Source organism: Bradyrhizobium sp. CCBAU 45384 (assembly GCF_028128665.1).
Classification (GTDB): domain Bacteria; phylum Pseudomonadota; class Alphaproteobacteria; order Rhizobiales; family Xanthobacteraceae; genus Bradyrhizobium; species Bradyrhizobium manausense.
This window is the reverse complement of sequence record NZ_LBIZ01000100.1, coordinates 103,615-121,135: the sequence shown is the minus strand read 5'-3', so window position 1 is coordinate 121,135 and position 17,521 is coordinate 103,615. Positions and strand designations below refer to the sequence as shown.

19 protein-coding genes are annotated in these 17,521 nt (G+C 64.4%); 6 read left to right on the top strand and 13 right to left on the bottom strand.

The window, feature by feature from the left end; genetic code table 11:
- Window positions 1-151: 151 nt before the first annotated feature.
- Window positions 152-694: a helix-turn-helix domain-containing protein gene (locus tag XH80_RS12265; protein ID WP_271598812.1), complete on the top strand. Its 543-nt coding sequence runs from the start codon at window positions 152-154 to the stop codon at window positions 692-694.
- A 60-nt stretch (window positions 695-754) separates the two neighbouring features.
- Here the strand turns inward: XH80_RS12265 and XH80_RS12260 are convergent, their stop codons facing one another.
- The 5 genes from XH80_RS12260 to XH80_RS12240 all read right to left on the bottom strand — a co-directional run bounded on the left by XH80_RS12260 (window position 755) and on the right by XH80_RS12240 (window position 5,963).
- Window positions 755-1,528, bottom strand: coding sequence for a MetQ/NlpA family ABC transporter substrate-binding protein (locus XH80_RS12260; RefSeq protein ID WP_271598811.1), 774 nt, complete (start codon window positions 1,526-1,528; stop codon window positions 755-757).
- Between the two features lie 28 nt (window positions 1,529-1,556).
- Window positions 1,557-2,222: a methionine ABC transporter permease gene (locus XH80_RS12255; protein ID WP_271598810.1), complete on the bottom strand. Its 666-nt coding sequence runs from the start codon at window positions 2,220-2,222 to the stop codon at window positions 1,557-1,559.
- A complete protein-coding gene (locus tag XH80_RS12250) occupies window positions 2,212-3,330 on the bottom strand; it encodes a methionine ABC transporter ATP-binding protein (protein ID WP_271598809.1) in 1,119 nt (372 codons plus the stop codon). The genes XH80_RS12255 and XH80_RS12250 overlap by 11 nt, the downstream gene beginning before the upstream one ends.
- A 252-nt stretch (window positions 3,331-3,582) precedes the next feature.
- Window positions 3,583-5,058 (bottom strand): DASS family sodium-coupled anion symporter, encoded by a 1,476-nt coding sequence (locus XH80_RS12245; protein WP_271598808.1) that lies wholly within the window; start codon window positions 5,056-5,058, stop codon window positions 3,583-3,585.
- A 146-nt stretch (window positions 5,059-5,204) separates the two neighbouring features.
- Window positions 5,205-5,963: a hypothetical protein gene (locus tag XH80_RS12240; protein WP_271598807.1), complete on the bottom strand. Its 759-nt coding sequence runs from the start codon at window positions 5,961-5,963 to the stop codon at window positions 5,205-5,207.
- 62 nt (window positions 5,964-6,025) lie between these two features.
- On the opposite strand from XH80_RS12240, the gene nthA reads away from it, so the two are divergent.
- Genes nthA through XH80_RS12225 form a run of 3 tightly spaced genes read left to right on the top strand, consistent with a single transcriptional unit; the run spans window position 6,026 to window position 7,685 of the window.
- Complete coding sequence (gene nthA, locus XH80_RS12235; RefSeq protein ID WP_271598806.1) at window positions 6,026-6,652, top strand: nitrile hydratase subunit alpha; 627 nt, start codon at window positions 6,026-6,028, stop codon at window positions 6,650-6,652.
- On the top strand, window positions 6,649-7,308 hold the full coding sequence (gene nthB, locus XH80_RS12230) for a nitrile hydratase subunit beta (RefSeq protein ID WP_057755011.1): 660 nt from the start codon (window positions 6,649-6,651) through the stop codon (window positions 7,306-7,308). Before nthA ends, nthB begins: the two co-directional genes overlap by 4 nt.
- Window positions 7,308-7,685 carry a nitrile hydratase accessory protein gene (locus XH80_RS12225; RefSeq protein ID WP_271598805.1) on the top strand — a complete coding sequence of 126 codons (378 nt, stop codon included), beginning with the start codon at window positions 7,308-7,310 and terminating at the stop codon, window positions 7,683-7,685. Before nthB ends, XH80_RS12225 begins: the two co-directional genes overlap by 1 nt.
- Window positions 7,686-7,832: 147 nt before the next feature.
- On the opposite strand, the gene queC is transcribed toward XH80_RS12225, so the two are convergent.
- Window positions 7,833-8,546 carry a 7-cyano-7-deazaguanine synthase QueC gene (gene queC / locus XH80_RS12220; protein ID WP_271598804.1) on the bottom strand — a complete coding sequence of 238 codons (714 nt, stop codon included), beginning with the start codon at window positions 8,544-8,546 and terminating at the stop codon, window positions 7,833-7,835.
- Between the two features lie 128 nt (window positions 8,547-8,674).
- Between queC and mazG the strand changes: the two genes are divergently transcribed.
- On the top strand, window positions 8,675-9,493 hold the full coding sequence (gene mazG / locus XH80_RS12215; RefSeq protein ID WP_271598803.1) for a nucleoside triphosphate pyrophosphohydrolase: 819 nt from the start codon (window positions 8,675-8,677) through the stop codon (window positions 9,491-9,493).
- Between the two features lie 14 nt (window positions 9,494-9,507).
- A complete protein-coding gene (locus tag XH80_RS12210) occupies window positions 9,508-9,966 on the top strand; it encodes a GNAT family N-acetyltransferase (RefSeq protein WP_271598802.1) in 459 nt (152 codons plus the stop codon).
- 99 nt (window positions 9,967-10,065) lie between these two features.
- Here the strand turns inward: XH80_RS12210 and hflX are convergent, their stop codons facing one another.
- From hflX to XH80_RS12175, 7 genes are all read right to left on the bottom strand, one after another.
- Window positions 10,066-11,448, bottom strand: a complete 1,383-nt coding sequence (gene hflX / locus XH80_RS12205; protein WP_271598801.1) for a GTPase HflX — start codon at window positions 11,446-11,448, stop codon at window positions 10,066-10,068.
- 11 nt (window positions 11,449-11,459) lie between these two features.
- Window positions 11,460-11,708 carry an RNA chaperone Hfq gene (hfq, locus tag XH80_RS12200; protein ID WP_007591126.1) on the bottom strand — a complete coding sequence of 83 codons (249 nt, stop codon included), beginning with the start codon at window positions 11,706-11,708 and terminating at the stop codon, window positions 11,460-11,462.
- A 234-nt stretch (window positions 11,709-11,942) separates the two neighbouring features.
- Complete coding sequence (ntrX, locus tag XH80_RS12195) at window positions 11,943-13,313, bottom strand: nitrogen assimilation response regulator NtrX (RefSeq protein ID WP_057754991.1); 1,371 nt, start codon at window positions 13,311-13,313, stop codon at window positions 11,943-11,945.
- A gap of 17 nt (window positions 13,314-13,330) precedes the next feature.
- Window positions 13,331-15,751, bottom strand: a complete 2,421-nt coding sequence (locus XH80_RS12190; RefSeq protein ID WP_271598800.1) for a sensor histidine kinase — start codon at window positions 15,749-15,751, stop codon at window positions 13,331-13,333.
- Between the two features lie 336 nt (window positions 15,752-16,087).
- Window positions 16,088-16,258 (bottom strand): hypothetical protein, encoded by a 171-nt coding sequence (locus XH80_RS12185; RefSeq protein WP_271598799.1) that lies wholly within the window; start codon window positions 16,256-16,258, stop codon window positions 16,088-16,090.
- 25 nt (window positions 16,259-16,283) lie between these two features.
- Complete coding sequence (locus tag XH80_RS12180; protein WP_271598798.1) at window positions 16,284-16,634, bottom strand: phasin; 351 nt, start codon at window positions 16,632-16,634, stop codon at window positions 16,284-16,286.
- A gap of 15 nt (window positions 16,635-16,649) precedes the next feature.
- Window positions 16,650-17,513 (bottom strand): alpha/beta fold hydrolase, encoded by an 864-nt coding sequence (locus tag XH80_RS12175; protein WP_271598797.1) that lies wholly within the window; start codon window positions 17,511-17,513, stop codon window positions 16,650-16,652.
- Window positions 17,514-17,521: the final 8 nt, after the last annotated feature.

Below are 17,521 nucleotides of genomic sequence, written 5' to 3'. Positions count from 1 at the left end.
ACCGGGTTGGCCCGGAAGGTTCATCCGTGCCGGCGTGCCCTGCTCCGGCGGAGAACCAATCCTTCACCATGGCGGGCGGGTTCGATTGAGCGCGGGGAAGGCGGGCGGTAAAATCCGCTGCAATGCTTTCGGGGGCTCCATGAGCGACTTGATGAGTGACTTGCGCGCTGCGGCCAGGCAATCCACGGCGAGAACCGGGATCATCGAGTTCGAAGGCGCCAGGGGAACCGTGAGCATCCCCTGCACCATCGCGGATGTCTCCGGCACCGGCGCGCGGCTGAAGCTCGATTGGTCGCTGGCGTTTCCGAAAGAGGCCACGCTGATCTTCGCCGACGGCTTGCGCAAGGCCTGCCGGGTGGCCTGGCAGAAACGACGGCTGCTCGGCGTCGCGTTCGCCGACGGCATCGCGAGCCTGGACGAGCAGGCCCTGATGATGACCGAGGAGGAGCAGGCGCTGCACAGGCGATACATCGGCGCGCAGGTCAAAGGCGCGCGCCAGGCGCGTGGCTACACCGAGGCCCAGGTTGCGAACCTCGTCGGCGTCTCGCCCGAATTTGTCGCATCCGCCGAGCGCGGCGACGTCAGCATCCCGCTCCACCAGCTCACCCACATGGCTGATCTGTTCTTGGTTGACCTCGGCAGTCTCGTCGCCGGCCCGGCGCCGATTGACGACGTCGAACTGGCGGCCGGCTGATAGGGCGCCGCCCCCTGCTCTGAAGCGTGCCAGGTTAGCTGCCCGACGCGCTCGCACTGGTTACCAGGTCGGCAGGTAGGTGCCCTTGAAGCGCGTCTCCAGAAACGCCTTCACCTGGTCTGAGTGGTAGGCCTCGATCAGCTGCTTCACCCACGGCTTGTCCTTGTCCTCTTCGAGCACGGCGAGGATGTTGACCCATGGTCCATCAGGATTTTCGCGGGCGATCGCGTCGGTTGCGGGATTGAGACCGGCCTGAACGGCGTAATTGTTGTTGATCGAGACAAGATCAACGTCCTGGAGCGCGCGCGGCAGCTGCGCGGCGTCGAGTTCGACAAAGCGCAGTTTCTTCGGGTTGTCGGTGATGTCTGCGATCGTCGAGGACACGTCGTTCGGGTCCTTCAGCTTGATCAGGCCGTGCAGCGCCAGAATCATCAAGCCGCGCGCGCCATTGGAGGGATCGTTGGCGATCGCGACGCGCGCGCCTTCCGGCAGGTCGGCGAGTTTCTTGTATTTCTGCGAGTAGACGCCCTGGGGCGAGCCGATGGTGTTGGCGACCTTGACGATCTTCCAGCCGGTCTTGGCAATCTGGTTCTTCAGATAAGGCTCGTGCTGGAACGAGTTGGCCTCGAGGTCCTTCAAGGCCAGCGCCTGGTTCGGAATCACGTAGTCGGTGAATTCGACGACCTTGATGTCGAGGCCACGCTCGGCACCGACCTTCTTCACGACGTCCATGATCTCGGCATGGGGGCCGGCGGTCACGCCGACGCGGATGGTTTCGGCTCTCGCCGCGGTCGCAAGCAAGGCTGCAGCCGCAAGGGTTGCAAGAAAACGCATCGATCTCTCCAGTTTCAGGGTGTTTGGATCAGCGGTGCCGCAGCCGGCGGTTGACCCGCCGCGCCAGATAGTCGCCTGCGCTCTGCACCAGCTGCACCAGCGCGACCAGCACGACGACCACAGCCAGCATCATCTCCGGCATGAAGCGCTGGTAGCCGTAGCGGATGCCGAGATCGCCCAAACCCCCGCCACCGACCGCGCCGACCATGGCGGAGTAGCCGAGCAGGCTGACCACTGCGAGGGTGAGCGCCAGCAGCAGGCCGGGCAGCGCCTCGGGGATCAGCACCTTGAGCACGATCTGGATCGGTGACGCGCCGAACGAGGACGCGGTTTCGATCAGGCCGCCATCGACTTCACGGATCGCAGCCTCGACCAGGCGCGCGATGAACGGCGTCGAGGCGATCGTCAGCGGCACGATCGCGGCCGTTGATCCGATCGAGGTGCCGGCGATGAGACGCGTGAACGGGATGATGGCCACGACCAGGATGATGAAGGGCGTGGAGCGGGTCGCGTTGACGACCATGCCAAGGGCTGCGTTGACGGCAGGGGCCGCAAACAGCTCGCCCTTGCGGCTGGTCGCCAGGAATACGCCCAGCGGCAAGCCGAACAGAGTGCCGAGCGCCGCCGCGATTCCAACCATGAACAGGGTTTCGAAGGTGGCCTGGATGATCAGGTTGATGAGTTCAGGCGACATAGCCGAGACGCTCCGCCGAGACTTGATATTGAGACAGCCAGGCCAGCGTGCGCGTCGTCGCGCCCTCGCCGCCGGAATCACTGACAGGAATGCCCAGAACGAGCGAGCCGACATGCTGGCCGCCGATCTCATCGATACGCGCCGACAGCAGGGAGACGTCGAGACCGAGCTCGCGGGCAAGCCGCGCGATCAGCGTATCGCCGGCCCCTGCCCCGCGCACCTGAACGCGGATCACGGCGTGGCTCCCCGGCTCCTGCACGATCCGGCTGGCCAGCGAGACCGGCAGGCTGTCGCCGGTGACCTCAACCAGGAATGATTGCGTGATCGGATGCTTGGGATGGGTGAAGATGTCGGCGACATGGCCGCTCTCGACCACGCGGCCGGCATCGAGGACGACGACGTCCCTGGCGAGCTGACGCACCACGGACATTTCATGGGTGATCAGCACGATGGTCACCCCGAGCTCGCGGTTGATATTTGCGAGCAGATCGAGGATCGCGCGCGTGGTCTGCGGATCGAGCGCCGAGGTCGCCTCATCAGACAGCAGCACGCTCGGCCGCGTCGCCAATGCGCGGGCAATACCGACACGCTGCTTCTGGCCGCCTGACAGCTCTGACGGATAGCGGTCGTGCTTGTCGGCGATGCCGACCAGCGCAAGCAATTCTGTCACGCGTGCCTTGATGTCGGCTTTGGACCAGCCGGCGATCTCCAGCGGCAACGCGATGTTGTCCGCGGCGGTGCGCGAGGACAGCAGATTGAAGTGCTGGAAGATCATGCCGATCGAGCGCTGCGCCAGCCGCAGCTCGCGACCCATGAGCGCGGAGATGTCTCTGTTGTCGACCACGACGCGGCCCGTGCTCGGCTTTTCGAGCCCGTTGATCAATCGCACCAGGCTCGACTTGCCGGCGCCGGAACGACCGATCACCCCGGTGACGGAGCCGCGCGCGATCGAAAAATCGATGCCCTGCAGCGCGACGACGCCGGGCTTGCCGCGATAGGCCGGATAGGTCTTCGCGACGGTCTCGAAGCGGACCATCGCGTCCGGCTGAGCTGAGCCATCTTGGATTTTGACCGGTTCGCCGATCAGCAGCGATGGGTGCGCATTCATGGAAGCGGCTTTCATGGAAGGATATTTAGCCCGCCCGGCCGAAAGGCGCAGGCGAGGCCAAGTCGCGATCCGAGCGACGGTGGGTGGAACCAAAGCAGGCGCCCGGTGGCGACGCTGCATTGCAGCAGACCATCGCCTTTTCCAGTCTTTCTTGCAATTTCAGATATTTGCGGGGGATTGGGCGAAGTTTCCCCAATCCAACACCGGGGAAGAAAATTCTCCTGCCGAGGGGGTATCAATCTCCGGGGAAGCTCACCGGCCCATGGTCAGCCAGGGCAGCACGATGACCAATAGCCCGGCGAAATAGAGCACCCCGAAGATCAGGCCAAAACCCCAGAACTGGCCCTTCCCGATATAGCCGCTGCCGTAATACATCGGCGCCGGCCCGGTGGCGTAGGGCGAGATCACGCCCATGAGGCCGAGTGAATACATGCAGAGCATGGCCAGCGTCGTCACCGGCAGACCGGGAATGCCGGTGCCGACCGCGAGCACCACCGGCAGCACTGCGGCCGCGTGCGAGGTGATGCTCGAGAAGAAATAGTGGATCCAGAAGAACAGCGCGACCAGCAGGATCATCGCGGTCGACGGCGCGAGCCCTATGAGCGGCTTTGCGAATTCATTGGCGAACCATTTGATGAAGCCGATCTCGTTGAGGCCCGAGGCCAGCGTCAACAGCGAGGTGAAATAGAAGAACACCTCCCATACGCTCTTCTCGCTGGCGATGTCGGCAAATTCGATCACGCCGCTGACCAGCATCAGCGAGATCACGATGAACACGACGGTCGTGGCATTGACGAAGTTCGAGCCGAGCACCGGGATGTGAATGTCCGGGCTGGAGCCTGCGATCCACAGGAACATCGCGAGCACGATCAGCACCAGCATGATCCACTCGTTGCGCGACATCGGGCCCATCTCTGCGAGCTCTTTCGCGGCCCATTCCGAGATCTCGGGACTGCGCTTCACCTCCGGACGGCAGATCAGATAGCTGAGCAGCGGAACGAGGACCATCAAGAGAATGCCGAGCGGCGCAAAGCCGATGAACCATTGGCCCCAGCTCACGTCGACGCCGACGGTCTTCTTGGCGATCGCCAGTGCGGCCGCGTTCGGCGCCAGCGCCGTGAAGAACAGCGAACTCGTGATCGCGGTTGCCGCGAACGCGGTCCACATCACATACGTGCCGATCTTGCCGGCGGTCGGCCCCGGCTCGGAACCATAGATGCGCGGGATGTTGCTGATGATGGGATAGACGATGCCGCCGCTGCGTGCGGTGTTGGAGGGCGTTGCCGGTGCCAGCAGGAAGTCCGACATCGCAACCGCATAACCGAGCCCGAGCGTGTTGGTGCCGAGGCGCCGCACCAGCACCAGCGCGATGCGCCGGCCGAGCTGGCTCTTGCGATAGCCGATCGAGAACACGAAGGCGCCGACGATCAGCCACACCGTGCTCTCGGCGAAGCCAGCCAGCATCCAACGCAGCGATTTGCCGGGATCGGGATCGATATAGCCGGCGACACCCGCGACCGTCAGCCCGATCAGGCCGACTGCGCCAACCGGCATCGATTCCAGGATCAGCCCGGTGATAACTGCCGCGAAGACCGCAAAATAGTGCCACTGATTGACGTTGAGACCCGCTGGCACCGGCCACAGATAAATCGCCAGCCAGACCACCAGCGGTACGATCAACTTCCAGCGAAAGCTTTTCGCCCCAGGTGCCTGCGTGTCCGCGGTCATGAGCCCTCCCCTGTCATTTCGTCGCGTGTGCCGGCCCATTGGCAGGGCCGCTTTTGGTCCCTGCGCGGCGTATACGGACTGTCTGCGGCGTGATCAATGGCCTGACGCGAGTTCTGCGGCCCGGTGCCCGATTTTGCCAGCGGGCCTCACAAATGCCCGGTGCGCCGGTGCTCCGGCGCACCGTCGCGGACCGGAAAGCGGATGGTGGTCCCGATCGTGATCCAGTTGGCGTTCTCGCCGGTGATGTTGCGGCCGTAGATCACGTCGACGGAGAATATCTCGTTGGGCCGGTAGCGCACGCCGGTCTGAAAGCGCGGCTGCACCACGCTCGCGGTATCGGCGGCGCCAGCCTGGCCAAAGGCCTCGATCGTCCACTGCAGCGTGTCGGTGAACTTCCAGTCGAAGCCGATGCCGTAGGTCAGATAGTGGCGATCGACCGTGCGATCCCAGAGCCAGCCGCCGGTGACGTTGATGCGCATCGTCTCCGACAGACGATAAGTCGCGGGGATGACGGCAAAGGCGGACAGGGCCTCACCGGTCGCCGCATCGAACGATCCACCGCCATAGGCTGACAGTCCCCACCGCCCGATCCCGGTCGGGATGAAGTTCGTCTTGGCTTTCGGCGCAACCGTCGTGCTCCAGTCGCCATCGCTGCGGGCCCGGACGGTCTGCATGCTCAGCTCAATCGGCCTGAAGGGATCGACGACGCAGGAGGGATTGGCGACCGCCAGGAAATCGGTGTTGGCGGCGGCCGACATCCAGCTTTCCACCTTGCAGGAGCCGACCTCGGAGATGTCGGCGGCATCCACCGCATAGGCGCCATTCGCCGCGCGCGCATCCTGCGCGCCGAATGCGACAAGAGCCGCAATTGCGGCGGTTTCTCCAGTTCGTGCAACCCAGCCCATGGTGCGATGTTAGCAGAGTCTTCGCCTCGACAAGGTCCGGATTCTGGGACTATCTTCGCGCCATGAGCGAGCATCATCACGATCACGATCACGACCATTCGGAACTGTCCGAGACCGAGCTGCGCGTGCGCGCGCTCGAGACTGTTCTGACCGAGAAAGGCTATGTCGAGCCGGCTGCGCTCGACGCCATCATCCAGGCCTACGAGACCAAGATCGGCCCGCATAATGGTGCACGCGTCGTCGCCAAGGCCTGGACCGATCCGGCGTTCAAACAGGCGCTGCTGGAGGATGGCAGCAAGGCGATCGGCACGCTCGGCCATGTCAGTCGCGTCGGCGATCATCTCGTCGTGGTCGAGAATACCCCGACGCGCCACAACATGGTCGTGTGCACGCTGTGCTCCTGCTACCCCTGGGAAATGCTGGGGTTGCCGCCGGTCTGGTACAAGGCTTCGCCCTACCGCTCGCGCGCCGTGAAGGATCCGCGCGGCGTGCTCGCCGATTTCGGCGTGAGTGTGCCCAAGGACATTGAGATCCGGGTGTGGGATTCCACCGCCGAGACGCGCTTCCTGGTGCTGCCGATGCGCCCCGCGGGCACGGAAGGCTGGAGCGAGGAGCAGCTTGCCGAGCTCGTGACCCGCGACTCCATGATCGGCACCGGCTTCCCCCGGACGCCAGGGGCTCCGTCGTGAACGGCGTGCACGACATGGGCGGCATGGACGGCTTTGGAAAGGTCGAGCCCGAGCCGAACGAGCCTGTCTTCCATGAAGAATGGGAGTCCCGGGTGCTGGCGATGGTGCGCGCGATGGGCGCGGCCGGCGCCTTCAACATCGACACCTCGCGCTTCTATCGCGAGACGATCCCGCCGCATGTCTACCTCTCCAGCTCCTACTACAAGAAGTGGTTCCTCGGCCTTGAGGAGATGCTGATCGAGAAGGGCTACCTCACCCGCGAGGAGGTCGCCGCCGGCCATGCGATGCAGCCCGGCAAGGCGCTCAAGCACGGCAAGTTCGATCTCGGTCAGGTCGAGCGCATCATGGTACGCGGCAAGTTTGCCCGCCCAGCGCCTGCGCCCGCCAAATTCAACATCGGCGACCGCGTGCGTGCCAAGAACATTCATCCGACCACGCATACGCGGCTGCCGCGCTATGTCCGCGGTCATGTCGGCGTGGTCGAGCTCAACCACGGCTGCCACGTGTTTCCTGATACGGCGGCGATGGAGCGCGGCGAGAACCCGCAATGGCTCTACACCGTCGTGTTCGACGGCCGTGATCTCTGGGGGGAGGACGGCGATCCGACCCTGAAGGTCTCGATCGACGCGTTCGAGCCCTATCTGGACCCGGCCTGATGAGCAGTGAAGCTGCTGCCGCCGCGACCGCGGCGATTCCAAGCATTCCGCGTGACGACGACGGCCCGGTGTTCCGCGCGCCCTGGGAAGCGCAGGCCTTTGCCATGGCCTTGACGCTGCACGACCGCGGCGTGTTCACCTGGCCCGAATGGGCTGCGGCCTTGGCCTCCGAGATCAAGCGCGCGCAGGAAGCGGGCGACCCTGATACGGGCGAGACCTACTATCTGCACTGGCTCGCCACGCTGGAGGGCCTCGTCGCGAGCAAGGGCGTCGCGTCGATGGACACACTGCACCGCTATCGCGACGCGTGGGATCACGCCGCGGATCGCACGCCGCATGGTAGGCCGATCGAGCTGAGGCCGGAGGATTTCGGCTAGCTGCGATTGGCACGCTCGCGCCAAGCCCTCCGCTGTCATTCCCCGCGCAGGCGGGGAATCCAGTACGCCGCGATCGCTCGGCTCAAGCACCGCCTCTGGAATACTGGATCGCCCGCCTTCGCGGGCGATGACGGCGGAGTGAGACCACTACTTGCTTGCCACGAACTCGCGCCAACCCTTCGCCCGCAGGCTGCACGCCGGGCACTCGCCGCAGCCGTACCCCCAATCGTGCTGGGCGCCGCGTTCGCCGAGATAGCAGGTGTGCGACTGCTCGCGGATCAGATCGACCAGCGCGTCGCCGCCGAGGTCATGCGCGAGCTTCCACGTCGCGGCCTTGTCGATCCACATCAGCGGCGTGTGCAGCTCGAAGGCACGCGCCATGCCGAGCGAGAGCGCTGATTGCATGGCCCGAATGGTCTCGTCGCGGCAGTCGGGATAGCCGGAATAGTCTGTCTCGCACATGCCGCCGACGATGTGGGTGATGCCGCGCCGATAGGCCAGCGCCGCGGCGAAGGTCAGAAACACCAGATTGCGGCCGGGCACAAAGGTGTTGGGCAGGCCGTCGGCGCCCATCGCGATCGCAACGTCCCGGGTCAGCGCGGTCTCGGACACGGCCGCCAGCGTCGGGATCGACAGGGTGTGGCTCTCGCCCAGTTTTGCCGCCCAATCGGCGCGAAGGTCCTTGATGCCCTCGAACAGCCGGTCACGGCAGTCGAGCTCGACGGCGTGGCGCTGACCGTACTCGAACCCCAGCGTCTCCACGCGCGCAAAGCGGCTCAGCGCCCAGGCAAGGCAGGTGGTGGAATCCTGGCCGCCGGAGAACAGCACGAGGGCGGTTTGGGATGAAAATGTGTCGCTCATGGGCCGCGCTTTAGCACTTGCGGGGCGTGTCAGCCAATCGGTGGAAATCGGCCTGTTCCGCCCCGCCGCGCTGGGAACGGCGGCGCGCTTTTGGCATAAGGATTTGGACCCAGGAGACTGCCCCCGCAATGACCCCTTCCCGCGACATTTCCCGCCTGATCGAGATCATGGCGGCGCTGCGCACGCCGGTGACCGGCTGCCCCTGGGACCTCGAGCAGGATTTTTCGACGATCGCGCCCTACACGATCGAGGAAGCCTATGAGGTGGTCGACGCCATCGAGCGCAACGATCTCGACGATCTCCGCGAGGAGCTCGGCGACCTCCTGTTGCAGGTGGTGTTCCACGCCCAGATGGCCTCTGAGCAGAACGCGTTCTCCTTTGGAGACGTCGTCGAGGCCATCACGCGAAAAATGATCCGGCGCCATCCCCATGTGTTCGCCGACAAGGACGGCAATCTCGCCCCGCATCACGTCAAGGAAGTCTGGGACCGCATCAAGGCCGAGGAGAAAGCCGAGCGCGCCGCGCGCCGGCCGCCGGAAGCTGCGCCGAAACACAAATCGCTGCTTTCGGGCGTGAAAGCCGGCCAGCCGGCCTTGACCCGCGCCATGGAGCTGCAGCGCAAGGCCTCCACGGTCGGCTTCGACTGGAACGATCCGCGCGCGGTGCTGCAAAAGATTCGCGAGGAAGCGGACGAGATCGAGGCCGCTCTCGATCGCAACGACAAGCAGGAGATCGCGGAAGAGACCGGCGACCTCATGTTCGCCCTCGTCAACCTCGCCCGCCACGTCGACGCCGATCCGGAAGCCGCGCTGCGCGCGACCAATGCGAAATTCGAAAAGCGCTTTGCCTATATCGAGCGGGCGCTGGAAGCGCAGGGGCGCACGCTGGAGCAGGCATCGCTGGCGGAGATGGATGCGCTGTGGAATGCGGCGAAGATGGCTACCTGACGCGAGGACATCAAGTGGAGATCAGACAGGACAATCCGAAGGCACCTCACGTTGCTGACTTGTTGGCGCATCATCTGGAAGAGCTGCGCAGCGTCATGGGCGAGCATGCGCAGGCGCTCGACGCGAGCGGTCTCTCGGCTCCATCAGTGACGTTCTGGACGGCCTGGCAAGGCGACGTGCTGGCCGGCTTCGGGGCTCTGAAGCAGCTGGACGCGAGGCACGGCGAAGTGAAGTCGATGCGTGCCGCGCCTGCCGCACGCCGGACCGGAGCCGGGCGCTCGATTCTGAACCACATCATTGCCGAAGCCCGCAAGCGCGGATATGCGCGTCTCAGCCTGGAGACGGGCACGGCGCCGCTGCACGCGCCCGCCGTCGCGCTTTACCGCAGCGCCGGCTTCGTCTCGTGTGCGCCGTTCGCCGACTATCAGGCGAGCCCGCACAACCAGTTCATGAGCCTCGACCTGTCGAGGTGATGTTCGGTGCGTAGCCCGGATGGAGCGCAGCGCAATCCGGGGTCTCTCCGTGTCGTGATATCCCGGATTTCGCTGCGCTCCATCCGGGCTACGTCCGACTCACGCCGACAGGCGTGGCACCGCATCAAACCTGTTCACCACGATGTCGCGCTTCGTCTCATCCACGCGCACGGTCATGTCGAAGCGGCCGTCGTGCAGCTCCTTGGCCAGCACCTCGGAATTGCGGTGCAGCCAGCTGATTCCGGCGCCGTCGGCGGCGTCGATGGAGAGATCGAGCGTGGTGCGCTTGGCGGCGAGCCGTTCTTCGATCGCGGCGAGCAGCGCGTCGATCCCCTCGCCTGACACGGCCGAGACCAGCATCGCGGGATGATCTTCCGGCCGGCGCGCGGCGATATTCAGAAGCTCTTCCCGCTGCTCTGCGTCGTAGCGGTCGATCTTGTTCCAGACCTCGATGATGCGGCCTGAGTCATCAGGATTGATGCCGAGCTGGCGCAGCACCGCGTCGACGTCGCTCTGCTGGGCCTCGGCGTCTTCATGCGAGATGTCGCGGACGTGCAGGATGACATCGGCCTCCAGCACCTCCTCCAGCGTGGCGCGGAAGGCGGCGACGAGCTGCGTCGGCAAATTGGAGATGAAGCCGACCGTGTCCGACAGCATGGCCTTGCCGCCATGCGGCAGGTTGAGCGCACGCAGGGTCGGATCGAGCGTGGCGAACAGCATGTCGGCAGCCTGCACGTCGGCACGCGTCAGGCGGTTGAACAGCGTCGACTTGCCGGCATTGGTGTAGCCGACCAGCGCAACGACCCGATACGGCACGCGCTGGCGGCCGGCGCGATGCAGGCGGCGCGTCGCCTGCACCTTCTTCAGCTCGTTTTCGAGCTTGGTGATGCGCTCCTGGATCAGGCGGCGGTCGGCCTCGATCTGGGTCTCGCCGGGGCCGCCCATGAAGCCGAAGCCGCCACGCTGGCGTTCGAGATGGGTCCAGGATCGCACCAGGCGCGAGCGCTGATAATTGAGATGGGCGAGCTCGACCTGGAGCGCGCCCTCCTTGGTCTTGGCGCGGCGGCCGAAGATTTCGAGAATGAGCCCGGTGCGGTCGAGCACCTTGGCGTGCAATTCCTTCTCGAGATTGCGCTGCTGGATCGGTGCCAGCGCGCAATCCATCACCACGAGCTCGATGTCGAGGCTCTTGGCGAGCGCGGCGATCTCCTCGACCTTGCCCTTGCCGATATAGGTCGCAGGCCGGATCTGGCTGATCGGCGCGATGATGGCATCGGCAATGACGAGGTCGATCGCACGCGCGAGGCCTGCGGCTTCATCGAGCCGGGCCTCCGCGTCACGCTGAACATGACTCTCCGATTGCGCGTCGGCACTTCCCGCGCGCGCTCGCAAATAGGGGCCGACGACAAGCACCCGCCCCGTTTGTTTAGCCCCGGCCGACCGCGGACGGTCGGCCTCCCCGTCAAAATTGCGGGGTTCCAATCAGATCACTCTCAAGCCGGCTGATCCTCGCCGCCTTCGAACAGCTGGATCGGAGCGCCTGGCATGATGGTCGAGATCGCGTGCTTGTAGACCAGCTGCGAATGACCGTCGCGCCGAAGCAGCAAACAGAAATTGTCGAACCAGGTCACGATGCCCTGGAGCTTCACTCCGTTGACCAGAAAGATCGTCAGTGGCGTTTTGGTTTTGCGAACGTGATTGAGGAAGGTGTCCTGTAGGTTTTGTGCGCGGTCTGCCGCCATTGTTTTTTTCTCGCTTTGAGTTTCTTTTTATTGCACCGGAAGCGACCCTGTTTTCAAATTGGGCCTTCCTCCGGTTGCCGCTCCTCATGAGATCCCCCTCGGAGGAACGGCTGGTCGATTAGAGGACAGGTGGACATTTTAGGCAAGCCGCTTCACGCGGCACGACGCGCCCTATTTCTCCGAAAAACTACGGAAATAGATGATTTTTCCCAGATATCGGCCGCGGCGTCGAGCTTAGCCGACCCCGAGCGCCTTCAACTTCCGGTGTAGCGCCGACCGTTCCATGCCAACAAACTCGGCCGTGCGAGAAATATTTCCTGAGAAACGGCTGATCTGGGCAATCAAATAGTCGCGCTCGAACACTTCACGTGCCTCGCGCAGCGGCAGGCCCATGATGTGCTCGCCATTGTTGCTGGTCGGCATCGCCGGCACCATCGAGCCAACGTCCTGGGGCAGCATGTCGGCGGTGATGATCACCTCCGGCCCGCCCGCGGCCAGAATCATGACTCGCTCAACGTTGTTGCGGAGCTGACGCACATTGCCCGGCCAGACATGCGATTGCAGCACCGCCATCGCGTCCTGACCGATCTGCCGCTTCGGCAGGCCGCTGCCGGCCGAGATCTGCTCCATGAAATAGTCGATCAATTCAGGAATGTCCTCGCGCCGTTCCGACAGCGCGGGCACGCGAATCGGCACCACCGAGAGCCGGTGATAGAGGTCCTCGCGGAAATGGCCGGCCGCGATCTCCTCTTCGAGGTTGCGCGCAGTCGAGGAGATGATGCGGACGTCGACCTGCACCTTGGCGGTGCCGCCGACGCGCTGGAACGACTGCTCGACCAGCACGCGCAGAATCTTGTTCTGGGTCTCGCGCGGCATGTCCGCGATCTCGTCGATGAACAGCGTGCCGCCATGGGCCTCTTCCAGCGCACCGGGCTTGCGCGGATGCTCGCCGTTGGACTGTTCGACGCCGAACAGCTCGTGCTCCATGCGCTCCGGCGTGATCGCCGCGGCGTTGATGACCACGAAGGGGCCGTCGGCGCGGCCCGAGGCCATATGCAGCGTGCGCGCGGTCAATTCCTTGCCGGCGCCGGCGGGGCCGACGATCAGGATGCGGCTGTTGGCCTTGGCGGCGCGCTCGATGGTCTGGCGCAGCTGGTTCATGCTCGGCGAGCGGCCGACCAGCGAGCTTGCGCTCGGCGCGAGCTGCTTCAGCTCCTTGACCTCGCGCTTGAGGCGCGAGTTTTCCAGCGCCCTGGTGGCGACCAGAATGAGACGGTCGGCCTTGAAAGGCTTCTCGATGAAATCATAGGCGCCGCGCTTGATTGCGGCGACGGCGGTCTCGATGTTGCCGTGACCGGAGATCATCACCACTGGCAGATCGGCATTGTCCTTCTTGACCTGCTCCAGGAGCTGCAAGCCGTCGAGCTTGGAGCCCTGCAGCCAGATGTCGAGGAACACCAGATGCGGCCGCCGGTTGGCGATCTCGGCCAGCGCCGAGTCGCTGTCGCGCGCGGTCCGCGTGACAAAACCCTCGTCTTCGAGGATTCCCGCAACGAGATCCCGAATATCGGCCTCATCATCGACAATCAGAATTTCACTTGCCATGGGTCGCGCCTGTCTTCTCAGCTGCCTGTTGAGGCTTCGATTTTCGTTGAATCATTGGTCTTTTCAGCCGGCTCTTTGGTTTCGGCCGCCGGCTCTTTTGTTGCCTGCGCCGTAGCAGAGTCCTTGGCGGAATTTGGGGCCGTTTCCCTGATTTCGGGCGTGGTTGCGCCCTTGGCGGTGTCCGTCACCGCTGCCCCGGGCTCGGCACCTTCGGCCTTCTTGGCCTGTCCGGAGATCGCAAAGCGCATGCGCATCCAGGCGCCGCGCTGGCCTTCGCGGAAGTCGGAGGCGTCCTTCAGCTCGATGCGGCCGCCATGGTCTTCCAGCACGCGGCCGACGATGGCAAGGCCAAGGCCGGTGCCCTTGGCGCGCGTCGTCACATAGGGCTCGAGCAGCCGCGAGCGCGCAACCTTGGGCAGGCCGATGCCGTTGTCGATGACGTCGATCAAGACGTCGTCGCCCTCGCGCGACACCACGACGTCGATGCGGCCTTTGCCGAGCTCTTCCGGCGGGACCTGCTCGATCGCCTCGGTGGCGTTTTTGACGATGTTGGTGACCGCCTGCGAGATCAGCCGGCGGTCGAACTGGGCGCGCAGCGGATCTTCTTTGAACTCGGCCTCGATATCGAGCTCGGGATGGGCGACCTTCATCAGGAACACGGCCTGCCGCACGGTGTCGGCGACATCCTCGCCTTCCATCACGGGTTTTGGCATCCGCGCAAAGCGCGAGAATTCGTCGACCATGCGCCTGATGTCGTCGACCTGGCGCACGATGGTGTCGGTGCATTGGTCGAAGATCTGCTTGTCCTTGGCCTCGGTGATGTCCTTGCCGAACTTGCGGCGGATGCGCTCGGCCGAGAGCTGGATCGGTGTCAGCGGGTTCTTGATCTCGTGGGCGATGCGGCGGGCGACATCGCCCCAGGCCGAGGTGCGCTGCGCCGAGACCAGCTCGGTGATGTCGTCGAGCGTGATGATGTAGCTGTCGTGCGGCTGGTTCTTCTCGGCGCTGACTCGGACCGAGAGATTGCGCTCGGTGCCGTCGCGCGTGATCGTGATCTGGCCCTGCACCAGGCGCTGGGTGCCTTCCCGCGACGCCTTCATCATCTCGTCGAGCTCGGGCAGCACGTCGGAGAGCGGATGGCCGAGCGTCTCGGCCTCGGAATGCCCGATCAGCTTCTCGGCGGAGCGGTTGAGGATGCCGACGCTGCCCGAGGTGTCGACGCCGATGATGCCGGCGCTGGCCGAGGACAGCACCGCCTCGATGAAGCGGCGGCGGCTGTCGATGAGGTCGCTGGCATTGACGAGCTCGTCGCGCTGGCTGCGCAATTCCTGCGTCATCTTGTTGAACGTCTCACCAAGCTGGGCGAGATCGCCTTCCGATTGATGCACGGGCACCTTCACATGGAGATCGCCGGTCGACACGGTGTGAGCCGCATTCATCAGCCGCCTGATCGGTGCCACCAGCGAGTTGGCGAAGTTGAGGCCGATCAGCACGGAAGCCATCAGGATGGTCAGCGCGATCACCGCGAACATCAGCGCGAACGCGACTTGGATGCCGAGCCGGCGCGACTCGATCTGGGCATATTCGGCGACGCTGATCTCCGTCTGGTTGACCTGACTGACCACGTTCGGGTCGAGCGGACGGGCGACATACAGGAACGTATCGTTGAAGGCGCGCAGGCGGATCACGGCAGCGACGGAGCTCGCGTCCGGAAGGATCGCGATTTCCGGCTCGGTCTCTTTGACGTTGCTGAGGAATTCCGGCGCGGGCGGCGAATAGGTCAGCCGCATGCCGGTGTCGGCGGACTCCAGGATGTTGGTGCTCTTGTCGATGATCATCGCGCCCGGCAAGTTGCGGGACGCGGCGCTGGCCGTCAGAATTTCGCGGAACGACCGCCGATCCTGATCATAGAGCGGCCGCGCGTGAGCTATGTCGTTGGCCATTCCAAGAATGTCGCCCTGGATCAGCTGGGCATGGTCGTTCATGTAGGCCCGCGCGATCGTCAGCGAGTTCTGGATCACTTCCTTGGTGGGCCCCGAGAACAGCCGGTCGAGACCGCGCTCGATGGTGACGTTGGCGACGACGGCGACCAGCACCGCCGGCAGCACGGCAACGATCGAGAACAGGCTGACGATCTGGACATGAAGGCGCGCCGCCGCCCGTCCCCGCCGCCGGGCCAGGATCAGCTGCCAGAGCTCGCGGACGATGATGCCGACCAGCAGCAAAATCGTGCCGGCATTGATCAGGTAGAACGAGCGCACCACTTCCGGCGTCGGCTCGATCTTGGCCAGACCGGTCAGGACCAGGAAAGTCAGGAGCGCCGAGAGCAGCGCCAGGGCCACCGCAAATGGTGCCAGCCAGCGTCGCGCGGACCAGCGCCGGGGCTCTTCGGCTGGGGCCGTGTCAAAGGATGCGGCCGAGGTGTCTGCGCTGGTCATTCCGGCAATGGTGCTGAAAACGTGGGTCCGCTCTGGGCGGAGACTGATGTATTCCTACCACATTGTTGCTGAGACGCGACAGTGTCAAATAGCCACGCGATCTCAGCGGCTTACCGAATTCAACTTCTTCTTTTAGCCACGATTTCCCAAAACGGAAGGTCGGGATTCGAGAGCTTCTCGCTGTCGGTGCCCCGCGCCGGTAGCTGCGGTGGAACGGGGTCCGTCCGTGGTCCGCAACGGCGCCGCGGACCGGCGGCCCGCGCAGTCAATACCCCGGTGACCCCGGAGGACATCCCCGCTTCGGTGATGTCAGCTGATCGCCCCGGCGCTGCCAGCTCAATCCTGCTTGCGCCGATCGAGGCGTTTTCGCTGAGCCCTCATGCGCCTGATCTCCTCGTTCAGCTCGTCGGTCTTTGCCTCGAGCCGCTGATCCCTGGATACTCGCTGATCGGCGCCGCGCAGCTTCTCGATCGTCTTTTCGACCGAGAGTTTGTTGATTTCAGCCATGACTTTCTCCATCCGGCGATGCAGCTCAGATTTTTGTGCCGAACATGGCACTCGCCGCCTTCATCGCGGACTCGCCCATGGTCTTGGCCTGGTCGGTGAGCGTGCGCATCTGGTCCTGGAAGAAGTCGGACTGAACCTTGAGGGCTTCCTGCACGTCCTGGACCTGGATCAGCTTCTCGCCGAGATCGAACGTCGCGGAGACGTTATGCTGCATCCGGGCGCAGATCTCTTTTGCCTGGCCCGAAATCGGCAGGGGCGAAGAGCTGAGCCCCTTCTCCAGCAGATCGAAATATTCCGCATTCGCCTTGCGCAAACGTCCGAGCGTCTCTCCGAGCATCGTTCGGATTGTTTCTGCGGACGGGTTGAAGTCAGCCATGCGTCACTCCCTTGGTTATGCGGCAAGTCCGCCGAAGCAGGCGCCGAAATAGCCGGCATAGAGCGCGGGGACCTCGAGGTTCATCGAATGCCCGACGCCGGGCACGATCACGAGACGGCAATCCGGCATCGCCGCAGTCATGGCACGAAGATCGGCCGGCGCGATCCAGCCGTCCCGTTCGCCCCACAACACCAGATGCGGGTGGCGCAGCTCCGGCATGCGCCGTTCCAGCTCGCGGCTCTCTTTTTCCCGCGTCAGATTCACCGGCGTTCCAATCCAGATGCCTTCGGAGACGCTGAAGGTCTGCTCGATGATGCGATCGAACAGCGCCTGGATGTCTCCCAGACCTTGGCGAAATTGCGGGATCATGTTTGGCGCCATACTCTCCGGCACGAACAGCGAGGAAGCCGCGGTCGCCATGATCGTCCGCGTCAATTCCTTGCTCGCCATCATCGCCCGAAACAGGCCGATCTGATCGGCATTGAAGGCCATGCCGAGCGGCGTCACCGGATCGAGCGCGAACACGCGGCCAAAGCGCTGCGGCTGGGCCAGCAGCATGCGCGCGGCAATGATGCCGCCGGTCGAATGCGTGGCAAGATGGCAATAGCCGATGCCCAGCGTATCGAGCGCGGCGAGCATGTCGTCGGCATGCTGCTGCATGGAGTAATTGGAATAATCCGCCGTCGCCCTGGGACGGTCGCTGTCGCCGCAGCCGCGCCAGTCGATGCCGATGACGCGAAGACCCGATGGAAACAGCGGCGCGGCGAGCTCGATCCAGTCCTTGCTGGCGAGATTGCCGTGGATGAAGACGACGGTGACGTCGCCCTGCCCCCACTCCCGCCAGCCAAGCTGGACTGCACCCGCCTGCACCCGCGGCATCAGATCAT